The following is a 13113-nucleotide window of genomic DNA, read 5'->3' as shown; positions in this document are numbered from 1 at the left end:
CCTCCCCGATCATGGAACGTCTACGGGTCGAGGAAGACGTGGCTGCCGGCTCCGGAAACCACCGGCGATCCCGACCGTAAGCGGCGGCGGCGCTTGATGGATTTACCCGACCTGAGAAGCGTCACGACGTGTCAGGTGATCGAGTCCGCGAGCTGTCCGGAGCGATCAAGCAGGGGCATTGCGGCTCGCGCTCGGCTGTGGCGACAACTTGACGAGCCGTTGGGCGAAAGCACACCTTTTCGGGCGATGTCTTCGATGCCTCCGGCACGCCGCTCGGCGACAAGACCTGGACGCCAACACAGGATCTGTGCGGTACACCCACTGACGTGCCTCCAGCTCTCTTCCTGAGCGCGCCTGAGGTTGAATGGTCCGATGCGCGCGTCCAGACAAGAGCAAGCGGGAACGGCCGGTGCCAACGAGGTCGCCGCCGACTTTGAGCGCATCGGTTGGGGCGTCGCCCGAAACTCCGAGCACGATCTAGGTACCGACCTGTTCCTGATGGCCCGTGACGACCGGCTTTTTGATCTCGGCATGGTAGTCGGGGCGCAGGTCAAATCCGGGCCCAGCTTCTTCGAAGAGAAGATGCGCGACGCGGACGGGGAACTCATCGGGTGGTGGTTCCGGGAGAGGGACCGCAGTCACTTCGACGCATGGCTCAGCCATCGCCTCCCCCACCTCATCGTTCTTCACGACCTCGATGAGCGCGTCTCCTACTGGGCAGCCATCACCAAGGACACCATCGAGTACACCGGCAAGGGCGCCAAAGTTCTTGTTCCCCGCGCGAACGTCGTCGATCCGGCGAACGCCGCCGCGCTGCTGGCCGTGGCAGCAGGCACCGGCGCAGACGCAACCTGGGAAGGGTCCGCCTGGGCCGGCGCTGTTGTTTCTCCGACCCACCAGCTACGTCATGCGCTCCTAGTCCCCCGGATGGTGGCCCCACATCCCAACCGCGGCATGACGGTGCCTCTGACCGCCGTGCAGGTGATCGCGATGCTGGTGCAGGTCCGGCTGCGCGAAGTCGTCCGGCCGGACGAAGAACGCGAGCAGTACATCCCGAACCTGGCCGCCCTCGACGCCGACGCCGACTGGGAGTGGAGATTCGCGGCGGCGCTGAGGCAGTACCTCAAAACCGGAGCCCCCGGCGTGCTCCGCGGACTCGCGAGTGCCGAGCCCGAACCGCACGAGCAGGCCGCTGCAACCGTCACCTACGCCGCCGCTCTGATGGAGAACGGGCGTGCCGGCGATGCTCTGCAAACGCTGGACGAACTGCTCGCGCGCGACGAACTGGACCAGGTCGACCACGCTTGGGTACGCCTGCAGCACACCAGAGCGCTCAGCGAACTGGGCCGCAGACAACAAGCGCGCGACGCGGCCATCAACTTGATCGGCCTCGGACAACTCGCCCCCGGCGACGTCACCGCGGCAGCGATAGGCGGCGCCGCCGCAAACACTCTCCTGGCTGTCTCCGACTGGGATGCAGAGGACTTCGGTGGCAGCATGTCGGCGGCCGACACCACCGCATCCTGGTGGCGGAACCAGGTCACCGGCTGGGGTCTGTCGGCACAAACCGAGAAGACCTTCCGGGCATGGACCGGTGATAGTACCGTCAGGCTCGCCATGGCCGATCAGACTTGGCAGTACCTGCGTTCGGCCTCCCTGATCGCCGGACTGCTGGGAGATCAGACCGCTTGGCGTCACAGCACCCACGACCTTGCCCGATACCTGCTGACCGACCAGGAGTACGGGAAGGATCCGGACTCTGTCGCTGTGGGACTGACCGCGCTACGCCGCTGCGGAGACCATAAGGAACTACGGCTCGCGGTCCGGCGCGTGATCAACAACGGGCCCGCGGCCGCTGCGCGAGAAGCCGCGCTCGAGATCGAGCCTTCCGATTCGACTCTCACGTCGGCTCACGCCGACCTGGTCATGCTGATCGAGGCAGGCGACCTGCTTCCACCCGACCATGCAGGACAACTGGCGCACTGGGCCCGGCAAACCCTGCGCGAGCCCGAGCAGTACACCCTACGAATCCAGCCCACTTTCGATCTCCTGCCGACACTGCTCGACGTGCTGACCGCCCTCACCGACGTCGTCGGCCCGGACTTGCAGGATCAGATGGCCGAATACGTCCTGGATCTTCCCGAACAAACCGGCCAGCACATAACGAACGCGGTCGCCAAACTGGTGAAACGGCTTCCCGCCGTGGTGTGGACGCCCGAGCGTGCTCAGCGAGCAGCCGATCGAGCTGACACCAGCCACCAGCGACTGGCCTTTTCCCTGCTCGGTGCCGCCGCAACCCGGCTGCCCCAGGTCCGTGACCGCCTTGTGGAGGACGCCCGGGGAGGATCGATCGCTGCGCTGGCCGCACTCGGAGATGTCACCAAGCTGGACGCGGATCTCGTCGAGGCACTGGTCGCCGGGCTCGGCGCGCAGCTGGAAGCACGAACCCGCAATGCTGTCCGGGGACTCTACGCGCACGGCGGCGCCGACCTCGGCCACGCGCTCACTGTGCTCAACGTGTGGCACCCGCAGCACGCGAACTGGGACCCTATCTATGAGCTGCTCGGCTCAACCCGATCCGGTGAGTACCTAGGCGGAGCACTCGCCGTGCTCGCCACGAGAGCCGCCGTACTCCCTGCTGCGGTCGCGGACCGGCTCATGCCCCTTACCACTGCGATCGCGGATGGTCCCGAGCCGGTCCCGAGCCTGATCGACAACACTGATCCGCGCCCGTCAGCGCGACGGCTTCAAGCTGTGCTGGAGCATCGGGCCGGCGGCCACTGGGAAGGACATCTGGCTGAACTACTCCGCTCGGACGTACGCGGCCGAACCGCCGCCGTGCTGGTTGCCGCTGGCACCGGCGGTCAGCTCGGCCTGGGCGTGCTTGTCGTCCTCGCCAGCGATCCTGAGCCGGGGGTGCGGGCGAGCGCCGCCCGGGTTATCGCTGAACGTGCCGTGGCCGACGCCTCCGCCCGGGCGCAGCTACCGTTGCTGATCGCAGACCGCGGCGTACTCGTGGCCCAGGCTATCTCCGACGCTGCCGTTGACCACCCGCAGTTGCTCGCCTTCGGCGAGCTGCGGCCCCTCGCCGACCACATCTCTTGCAGAGTCCGGTCCATCTTCGAACGCCATCGCCTCGAGACGAAGGATGCCCGCACATGACAGAGGACCCGCCGACGCGCGCGATCCGTGCGTTCTGGGAGAACCGACAGGGCGCCGTCACTGAGCACCGGTTGCTGCACAGTGATGCCGCGATCACAGACCTGATGACAGAGATGCTGGTCGAGCATGGCATCAGTCAGAACGCAATCCAGTACGACAAGGCGTTGAGCCTGCCCGGTGGATACGGGCCTACCAGCCGACGGTGGGACTTGATAGCCGTCGACGACGAATTGCCAATCGCAGCGATCGAGATCAAGACCTTGATCGGCAGGTCCATCGGAAACAACTTGCGTAATCGCCAGGAAGAGATCGTCGGCGCTGCCACCGACTTCAACCGAACGTACCGGCTGCCTCAGATCCAAGAGGTGAAACCGTTCCTCGGTCTCGTCATGGTCGTGGAGGACAACGAGGTCACCGCGCGGCTCCTTCCCAACGGCGACATGTCCGCCGGATCAGGTGGCTCCTCCCACCAGGATCGGGTGCAGACGTTTCTTGGCCGAATCGTCAAGGACGGGCTGTATGACGCTGTGTGGTTCGTGATCACAGCACCGCCGCCGAACTTCACTGCCAGGGAACCGGACGACGGCCTGAGCTTCGAGCATTTCTCCCGCACAGCCGCTCAGCGGATACAGCAGATCCGCGCAGCAGACGACGCCGCGACGTCGTTCGGCAAGACCCTGGCCGACCGGGCCGACATCGAGGACATCCTCTCCGGCATCACCTCCACGCCGCGCGGCCTTTCCGCAGCGGAGGCCTCCGTCATCCAACGCCAACGCATGGTAGTGACCGAGCTGCAACGACTCGCGGTCGAACCGAAGACCACCGAGACCGCGATGCAAGCCGCCATAGGCAAGAACTACTGGGTGTTCGGCGGTCAGTACATCGGGATGGCGCAGCGCAGCCTGGTGCCGTTGGACCAGTACGACATCCCCCTGATCTGTGCGGACGGCAGTCTGCACATCGTCGAGCTCAAGGGACCGGGCGCCCGATTGGTGCGCGAACACCGCGGCAGCCTGATCGTGGCCGACGAGGTGCACGAGGCGGTAAGTCAATGTCTCAACTACCTGCGCTCGCTGGACGAGACAGGTGCCACCCTGCAAACGCTGCGGCACAACGAAGGGCGTCCCACTTACGACTTCCGGCGAAGCCGTGCGACCGTGATCATCGGCCACCCCGCCCGTAGCGCGACCGCAGAGATCAGCCGCACACGCATCGAGCAGACGATCCGCTCCTACAACGCCCACCTGTCGCGCATTCAGGTTCTCACCTATGCCGACCTTCTCGATGGAGCGGAACGCGCCCTGCGCTTCGAGGAGGAGAGCCTGGGGTAGGTGTGCCGGAGCAGACGGCGGCCCGTGACGCAAGCCGACGCAGCGAATGTGCCTCGCACCGGACGGATCCCGCACCTGAAGTACGGATACGATCCCGGGTATCGCGTCCCTGGCGTTCGTCTCGCCCAGGGGCGTGGCGTAGTCGTCCGACAATGACAGCGTGGTGTTCACCGTGGAACCCGAGGTCTTCCGGTCGTGACCCTTCCGCACGATCTGACGCCGCTGCTCGCCCTGGCCGAGAGCCCAGCGGGCTCCCCGGTCGAGTACGTGATCGGTGGCATGGTGCTCACCGGCGCCGACCGAGAGACGGCGGCACAGCTCATCGCTGATGACGCGATGGCCATCGCCTGCGGCAAGGCTCCGGTCCTCGACTGGTGGCGCGAGCGGCGAAACGGCGGCGAGCCGCATACCGGCAAGAGGCAGCAGATCGTTCAAACCTACGTGGGCATCGCTTTCGGCTCCCCGGGCCAGGTGGTCAACGATGACCACGTGCAGGGTCACGTCGCCGAGTTGCTGTGGAACCGGGTCGTGTCAGAGCGCTCTGTCTGCCGCGACGGCCGCCAACTCGTCCGAGCCCACCCGGTCAAGGCCGATCCTCTCGAACCGGGCGGCGACGGGTTGATCATCTACCGGAGGGCCGACGGTGTGCTGGTCTTCCGGCTGTGGGAAATCAAGAAGCACGAGACCCAGAGCCCGGTGTCGGCGACCATCAACCGAGCCAGCAAGCAGCTCAGCGAACGAGGGGCGGAATATCTCGCCAAGCTCGCTGGCCCCGAAACCCTAGAAACCGACGGCGAGCTCGGCGGCTTGTACGCCGACATGGTCGAGTTGTGGTTCGACCGCAGCGACCGCGCCGGGGTCGGCGTGTCGATCGGGACCTCGTCGGGCCGTGAACCGAAGCAACCCCTGGCGTTCAGGTCGATCAAAACCGCCTTCCCTGAGTTCGCCACCTCGGCGCAGACCGAAGGCATCGTTGTGGCGATTCCCGATTTCCCGGGCTTCGCCGAACGGGTGAAGGAGATCGTGTGGAGCGGTCTCTAGATCTCGGCCTGCTGCGCGACGCCCTGAACGGGCGCAGCAACCTGCCGAGCGCCGAGGAGCTTCAGCAGCTCATGGCCGACGTCGAAGTCCAGCTGTTCTTGCGCAGCACGCAACTCGCCCAGAGCTTGTTGGATGCGGCGTGGTACCTGCATGCGGTGGCCTCAATCCATCAGGCCCGCGAGCGCTACAGTCTCCCTCGTCAACGACAGGCTTTCCTGGTCAGCGCCCACATCTTCGACCTCGCCCTCAACCAGGACGGCTGGAGTAGGGCAGAACGGCTCTCCTTCGGCTTTGCCGCCGCCATCGGATACCGGCGCGGCGGGCGAGATCCGAACGCCACCGCGATCATGAACCGGCTCCGTGCGGACATCGACGTGACGGCCCCGGTGATCGACCATCTCGCGACGCTGTCCCTCGAGGCCGGGCTGGCGTTCCTCGGCTTCGAAACCAGGACCTTGTTCCGCTGGTTCGGCATCTGGCGCCGCCAGCTCAACGGCATGGCCCGCGACTCCGGCCTGACGGACCTGACGACCACCGCTTTCGGCCCTACCCACATGGTCGTGCTCGGTGCCGAAGACCTTCTCGTCTATCTCGCCACCGGCCGGTCCGAGCGGCTGGAAAGCGGCATCGAGCGGCTGCGGGTGACCGCGGTCGGCGAGGCCGGCCCTGAAGACCTGCACTCCCGCTGGGTGGCGAACCATCTGCTCGAGCTGTCGGGGGAAGCGCAGGCCGGCTCGCTGTGGAACCCGGCGGTGCTGCCCCCCGAGGTACCACCGCTGGTCCGGCAAGCTTTCACCATGGCAAGCCCGCCCGTGATGACCCTCTGGGCGCCCCAACGTGACCTACTCACCGGTTCACGATCACCATTCGACCCCAGCCTGCGCCGCATGGTGCTCGCCGTCCCCACCAGCGGCGGTAAGACGCTCATCGGGCAGCTGTTGTCGATCGAGCACCTCGCGCGTACCGACCGCAGCGTCTGCTACGTCGTTCCGACCCGCAGCCTCGGTCGTGAAGTGCGGCGGGCGATGTCCGGCCGGGTCCGGGTGCTGGAGAAGGAAACCGGTGCCGAGCAGCCGGACTTCTCTGATTTTTGGGGGCTGTTCGACACCCTCGCCGCCGAGGAACCAGCCGACGTGGAGGTGATGACGCCGGAACGCCTGGCCCACTTACTGCGTCATGACAGCGCGACGGTCCTGGACCGCTTCGGGCTGTTCATCTTCGACGAGGCGCAGCTGCTCAAGGAAACCGGTCGCGGGTTCACCCTTGAAGCGGTGATCGCCCTGCTGAACTACCTCACCGCGGACTCCGATCACCAGATGATCCTGATATCCGCCGCCATGGGCAACGCCGGGGAGATCGCCCAATGGCTCGACCCGGCTGGTGGATCCCTCAGGCACGAGTCGGACTGGCGTGGCCCCCGGCGTCTGCATGCCGCCTTCACCACTCAGGCCCACTGGGACAAGACCCAGGTCGAGGACGGCGCCGGCTCCAAGTGGCGCTACCGGCACACCACACCGCTCACCGGCCTTATCCGATTGCGGCTGGCGGAGAATCGCACCGCCCGGTTGGTCGTTCGCCCGGAGCAGGGGTGGCAGGTTGTTCGCAAGTCGACCGGCCGGTGGTCGCCACCGGAGCTCGATAGCGGCCGAGGCACGAAGCGGTATGTGATCGCGAGCGAGATGATCACCTTGCTCGGCCACGCCGGTTCCGTACTGGTCGTCGCCACCACCCGCGTCCAGGCGCAGCAATTGGCCGTGAGTCTGGCCGCGAACTGTGAGGAACAGCCCGCCCTGGCGGCGCTGGTCGACTTCGTCCGCCAACAACTTGGCGACGCGCACCCGCTGGTCGGTACGCTGCGTCACGGGGTCGGCTTTCATCACGCCGGCCTTCCCGTCGAGGTCCTCGAGGCGCTCGAAGCAGCAGTCCGCGACGACATGTTGCCGTACCTGGCCTGCACCTCCACGCTCACCGACGGCGTCAATCTGCCGGTCCGGACGGTGGTCATCTATGACCAGCCGTACCCGGGGCAACCCGAAGAGAGCCGGTTGAGCGGTGCCCGGCTGGTCAATGCCATGGGCCGTGCCGGACGCGCGGGCAAGGAAACCGAGGGGTGGATTGTACTGGTCCGCGCCGCCGAACCGACCGCCCAGGATTTTCACGACCTGAATCCGAGCTCACAGGCTCTGGCCGTGACGTCATCGATGACGACCGACGACGCGCTCAAGGCATTCGCCCGCTTCGAGGACGAACTGCGCACGGATGAGGACGCCATCTTCACCACGTTCGACCAAGCCGGTGACTTCATCAGCTTCGTCTGGCTCATCCTGGCGATCGAGGAAGGCCGCGGCACCGACCCCACCGAGGTCGATGTCGTGAAGATGGTCGATGCCACGCTCGCGGCCATGCAGTCGACCGCCGCTCGTCGGGCCGGTGTCCGCCTCGCCGGCGCTACCCGCCAGCGATATCTCAGCAGCGACCCAAGCGCTCGGCGGCGCTGGGCACGAACCGGGACATCGATCGGTTCGGCGCGAATCATCGATCAACTCGCGTCGCGGATCGCCGCAGCCATCCAAGGCGCCGTCGGCCGCGGTTCGGTTGCGGATCTTCGGGCGCCAGCCAAGGCCATTCGTGCCCTGCCCACTCTTTTCGACCGGCTGTTGGATCTTCCGGAAGCCCCGACATGGCGTTTTCGGGTCACTCCCCGTGGGGCTGACGTCGACGTCAGCCCGGTAGACCTACTCGTCGACTGGGTCTCGGGCCAGACCCTGCCTCGACTCGCCGAGACGCATCTGTCCGCGGTCAAGGATCCGGCGCATCGCATCGAGCAGATGGTCGGGGCCGCCTCCGAGCACTTCGAACACTTCCTCGCCTGGACCGTCGGCGCGGTGGTCGAACTCGTTAACACCGCCCTACTCGATGCGGATGTCGAGGAACGATTGTGTCCCGAACTCGCCGGATACGTCCGCTACGGTGTCGATTCCCTTCACGCCCTTCGGTTGATGACCTCCGGCATCCGATCACGAAGGCTCGCCCACGCTGTCGCCCAAGACCGTCCCCTCGATCTGGAACCGACGCACGACGACCTGCGCGCGTGGCTGGCTGGTATGGGCATCGCCCAGTGGCGCGACCGGTATGACGCGTCCGCTTCCGAAGTTCTCGACCTTCTCGACTACACCCGTCTCCGCAGCCGCAGCCTACTCAAGACCCTGCTGGAGAACGGGGTCATCACGGTCGACGTACTCGACGCCGACGACCCACCCGCCGGGGTCCGCCTGTCCCTGCGGCCGGTGGATGGCGATCCCGCACCGGCACCCATCGCGGCATACGCCGACGATCAAGCCATCGCCACCATCTCCGCCGCCGACCACGCTGACATCCAGGCGATCCTCGACACCGGACTGGACATCAACGTCGAGCTCGTCGGCCTGAGCCTGCGGATAACCCTGCCGCTCGAAGAGGCCGCCTCGTAGGCCCGATCGCACCCGAACGTGCCGGGGAGCGGGCCGAGAGCATCGACAATCAATGAACCGATATCGTAATTTTGTGCATATTTGCTATGCCGACGACTCCGGTCGAGCCGGCGTCGTCACCTTCACCGGCCTTCTGGTGCGTGCCGATGGCTGGAACTGTTTGATGCACTGCTGGCTTGAAGGCCGCCGTAAATTGGCCACCGAACCGAGCTGGCGCGTCGACAAGCACGCCGAACTTCACGCCAACCAGTTGACCAAAAAGGGTGCGGGGCGCTTCTGTGAGGCTGGCTGCCAGGAGCCGGCATGCTCCGGGTGCACTGAGGCCGACTCGCCGGACTGCTGCGGCGCGCCATGCTGCGCGTCCCGCTGCTGCCGACGTGGCTATTTCGAGAATAAGTTCTCCACGCAGGTGGCACGAGACAGCGCGTACCGCATCATGATGACACAGTTGGCCCGATGCGAAGCACTCACCGTCACCACTTTGGCTTGCCGGACCAGGAACACCGCGGTGGCCTACGATAGGTTCGTGAACCATCTCGATCAGTGGGCGATCGAGACCGAAACGTCGGTGCTCGTTTTTCTCGACGGACCGCAAGGGCCGCTGGACGTCTCCGAGATGGCACCCGAGGCTGCTCAGCAGGAACGCGCTATGGCGGGCCGCAACGCGGCGCCGTATCGCCGCACGCATCGCGAACTGGAACTCGGGCCCCGGCGCGTCATCGAGGACCCGCAGATGATGGACAGCAAGTACAGCCAGCTCATCCAGGCCGCCGACCTGGTCGCCTACGGGGCATACCAGTACCTATGGAGCGCCGGAACATGGCCGTCGGGAGATAAGCACGGCAAACCTAAAGACACCGTGGTCAGCGCCTACCGGAGACTGGAACAGCGCTGGCTGCCCGGCTCCGACCACGGCATCACCTGGACCGGCGGCGCGTAGAACCGGGACGCAGAAACGAAGAAACCCCCGGATCACCGAGGGCCCTTCGAGAGCGGGTCCCCGCGGATGCCCTCGAAGGAGCACATGGAAACTCGCTCTTCCTTTATAGCACGAACCCCGCTTCACCAGGCAACTTCCGCCTAACCACCACCGCATCCCAGCACGGATCCGATACTGCTGGGGCGCATGTTCCTCGGCGGCCCCTCCGTAACAGGTAAGAGCAACCACGTTGCAGTCCGGCCGACCCAGCAACGCTGTGGCACCTCGAGAGATAGGCACCCAATACGCCTCGGGTCAACGAAATTCTCGACGATGCGGGTCTGCGCCGCGGTGGCGGCGGCCCCACAGCACGATGCCGGCCCCGGCGACGATCAGACTCCATGGCAACTGCGCCGACCATCGATGTGAACCTTTCAGCACGTAATCGACGGGGCCATAAACTGCGAGGGCTCTTGCTCGGATGTTGGGGTCCAATTTTCAGGTGACGGTCGTACGAAAACGTTGCGGCCAGGCTGGACCTCAGCCGACCGCAACATTGGTCTCCTGGAGTTGACATCTTCTGCGTCATTGACTGACACCCCGCATCGGTGACAGGCGCACTGTTCGGCGCGAGCCTGTCACGCTCGCGTGAGTGTGCCGTCGCGCTCCTCGACCTCGCTCCACCGCGCTGTCAGCGGCGCGGTGAAGGAAGGGTCAATGGCGTGCGCGTACGCGAGCAGGCCGCGCATGTGGCGCACGAAGCCGAAAGTTGAGGTGAAGCCGCGCGACGCCGCGTGCTGACGGATGCCGAATTTTCCGGCCCCATAGAGGTGATTCGTCAGCCGCGCCTTGACTTCACGGCTCAGTTTGACGTCGGTATCGGTGACCGTGACGCCGAGCACAACCTTACGGCCGCCCGGCGACGTGAGCCTTGTCTTCTTCTCATGCAACTGGAAGCCGTTCCGCGAGACGATCTCACGGGTACGGCGGACTACATCTCGGCACGTGTCGCGAGAGAACGCGCCGGCCCCGCTCAGTACCAGATCATCGGCATATCGGGTGTAGGTGAGGCCGCGATCGGTGGCCATAGCCTGGATTTCGCGATCCATGCGCCGTACGACGAGGTTGGCTATCGCGCCGCTGCTCGCGCCGCCCTGCGGAACGAAACCCAGGTAAGGAACCTGGTATGCCGGGATCCTCGGGTACTCGCCGGTGCTCGGGGCCGGCAGCGGCACGGGCCGCGCGAACGCAGAGTAACGGGTGGTGATCCTGCTCAATTCGAGCGAGATCAGCCGGTTGTAGCCGATGTCGCGGTACAACGAGTACACCCGGTATTCGTTGATGCTGTGGAAGAAGTCGTGCAGATCCATTTTGATCATGAATCGGGCGCCGATGTGCCGTCTCGCGCAGCTACCCACGGACCGGCCGCGGCTGTACGCATAGCTGGCGTGGTGCGGCTTGACGCGGGCGAGCACGTTGGCAAGGACCCAGCGCTGTACCTGCATCAGTACCGGCTCGGGAGAACTGATCGTGCGCATCTTGCCGCCGTTGCGGCGCCTACGGGTGAACTGCTCATACGGGTCGAGGCGTCGTTCGACGACTGCCCGCAGAAACGGGTACGAGGCGCCGGTCAGGTGTGCGAGATGGCGAAGGGTGAGGACCGGTACGACGCCCGCCTCGCGCAGCAGTTCGCTTTCCCGGATGGCGTTGTCGGCGGTCTCGGCGGAAATCCCGAGCCTTCCGGCCTCAGCGCGGTAGAGGTGAGGAGAGTCGATGATCGTTTACCTTTGATGAATCCCGCCGACGGCGAGTCGGCGGCGCCAGCGAAGACATCGCGCGCAGCACCGTCGACTGGCCAGGCGTCGGCGAGTGCTTGACCAACGCAGGAGATGACACCCCCTGCCCGCCGGGCGACGCCCGGCGCGCCAGCGTCGCAACGCTGGATGCTAAACACCGTCGACTCTCCTCAAGGCGCGAGGATAGTACGGCTCGGAGTTGCCCTCCAGACTTACGCGTGATCCGCGTGGCTTCCATTGGCGGCGATGCAGCTCCTGCCAGCCGATGTCCGTCAAGCGATGTTGCTCGTCGGTCATCTGGAGCCTATGCAGTGTCTCCAAGGCGTGTTCCACCTTGGCTTTCGGCATGCCTGTTTCGGCGACGAGCCGGCTGGTGTGGCGGGTGCCGCCGGCGCAGGCGCCGAGGGTCAGAACCAGACTCTGCAGATCGCGCTCGGTGGTGTTCGCCACGGCGGACGCGAGCGCGGATCCGCCCAACCTCTCCGCCGCCGACAGGTAGTCCGAAACCGGCCGGTGCGGCCCGGCGGCGAACGTGACGAGATCGGGTGGGAACTTGCGCTCGGGCAGGAACGGCTCCCACCGGTCGCTAGGGCGCTTGCCGCGTCGAGGCTGCCACAGAATGTGCGGAAGGTTATTCGGCACGGTGTGCTGCAGGACCATGAGACCGCCGCTGTCGTTGAAGCCCAACGCGAACTTCTTGTTCTGCGCATACTTCACGCACAAGGCGCGCACTGCCTGCTCCTGGTCACTTGACCAGCCGGCGTAGCCCAGGCTGGGTGCCTGCTCCACCGCGGTGACGGTCGCGATCTGCCGCTCAGCCCGGATCCGTTCGTACGCCTCGGCCGAAGCCGCGTAGAGCAAGACGTGGATCGAGACCAGGCCGTATGACTTCCAGCTCCTGATAGTTCCGTTGCGTAACCAGGCGTGGACGTAGTTCAGGCACTGGCCGCCGGAGCCGGAGTAGTCCTCGACGAAGACGATGGAGCGGCACTTGCGGGCACGCAGGTCCGCCAGCGAGCTGGCCGGCCCCAGGAACGCGCGGTTGCGCTGCGCGACGTTCCGCAGCGTGTTGGCGGCGAGTGCCTCACTGCCGGGGGCGCCGGACAGACCTTCGGTCGGATCGAAGTCCTCGAAAACTATGGGCTGGAACGGGCCCAGCGTCGTACCGTCATCGAAGTCGCGCAGATCGCGGATCGGTACCAGCGCCGCCGGTTTCGCGTAGGGGCGATCGTGGAGTGCGCCGACAATGGCCGCGCGCACCGTCGCGTCGTCAACAAAATGAAGACTATCGATCAGTAGTGCAGCGGTGTCCTGCTCCTGCGCGGTGAAATTCGTCAGCCACCGCTGTCCCGCGGCAGTCAGGCTGGCCCGCATGACGGGCAGCCTACTTCCGA

General features: G+C 65.8%; 8 protein-coding genes. 6 read left to right on the top strand and 2 right to left on the bottom strand.

What is annotated here, in order from left to right; all coding sequences use genetic code 11:
- Nucleotides 1–372 precede the first annotated feature (372 nt).
- The 5 genes from AB0F81_RS10180 to AB0F81_RS10160 all read left to right on the top strand — a co-directional run bounded on the left by AB0F81_RS10180 (nt 373) and on the right by AB0F81_RS10160 (nt 9944).
- The gene (locus tag AB0F81_RS10180) at nt 373–3162 is read left to right on the top strand and encodes a DUF4365 domain-containing protein (RefSeq protein ID WP_360194018.1); all 2790 of its coding nucleotides are present in this window, start codon (nt 373–375) and stop codon (nt 3160–3162) included.
- A complete protein-coding gene (locus AB0F81_RS10175) occupies nt 3159–4493 on the top strand; it encodes a Shedu anti-phage system protein SduA domain-containing protein (protein ID WP_360194015.1) in 1335 nt (444 codons plus the stop codon). Before AB0F81_RS10180 ends, AB0F81_RS10175 begins: the two co-directional genes overlap by 4 nt.
- A 195-nt stretch (nt 4494–4688) precedes the next feature.
- Nucleotides 4689–5534 carry a hypothetical protein gene (locus AB0F81_RS10170; RefSeq protein ID WP_360194012.1) on the top strand — a complete coding sequence of 282 codons (846 nt, stop codon included), beginning with the start codon at nt 4689–4691 and terminating at the stop codon, nt 5532–5534.
- On the top strand, nt 5519–9004 hold the full coding sequence (locus AB0F81_RS10165; RefSeq protein WP_360194010.1) for a DEAD/DEAH box helicase: 3486 nt from the start codon (nt 5519–5521) through the stop codon (nt 9002–9004). Before AB0F81_RS10170 ends, AB0F81_RS10165 begins: the two co-directional genes overlap by 16 nt.
- Before the next feature lie 52 nt (nt 9005–9056).
- Nucleotides 9057–9944 (top strand): DUF3800 domain-containing protein, encoded by an 888-nt coding sequence (locus tag AB0F81_RS10160; protein WP_360194007.1) that lies wholly within the window; start codon nt 9057–9059, stop codon nt 9942–9944.
- A gap of 617 nt (nt 9945–10561) precedes the next feature.
- Here the strand turns inward: AB0F81_RS10160 and AB0F81_RS10155 are convergent.
- Nucleotides 10562–11428: a reverse transcriptase family protein gene (locus AB0F81_RS10155; RefSeq protein ID WP_360194135.1), complete on the bottom strand. Its 867-nt coding sequence runs from the start codon at nt 11426–11428 to the stop codon at nt 10562–10564.
- Nucleotides 11429–11566: 138 nt separating this feature from the next.
- On the opposite strand from AB0F81_RS10155, the gene AB0F81_RS10150 reads away from it, so the two are divergent.
- On the top strand, nt 11567–11800 hold the full coding sequence (locus tag AB0F81_RS10150; protein ID WP_360194004.1) for a hypothetical protein: 234 nt from the start codon (nt 11567–11569) through the stop codon (nt 11798–11800).
- Between the two features lie 69 nt (nt 11801–11869).
- On the opposite strand, the gene AB0F81_RS10145 is transcribed toward AB0F81_RS10150, so the two are convergent.
- Entirely contained in the window at nt 11870–13093 is a 1224-nt protein-coding gene (locus AB0F81_RS10145; RefSeq protein ID WP_360194001.1) for a hypothetical protein, read from the bottom strand.
- Nucleotides 13094–13113: the final 20 nt, after the last annotated feature.

Origin of the sequence: Actinoplanes sp. NPDC024001 (assembly GCF_040638955.1) — a bacterium.
Taxonomy (GTDB): domain Bacteria; phylum Actinomycetota; class Actinomycetes; order Mycobacteriales; family Micromonosporaceae; genus Actinoplanes.
This window is presented reverse-complemented; position numbering and strand designations above follow the sequence as displayed.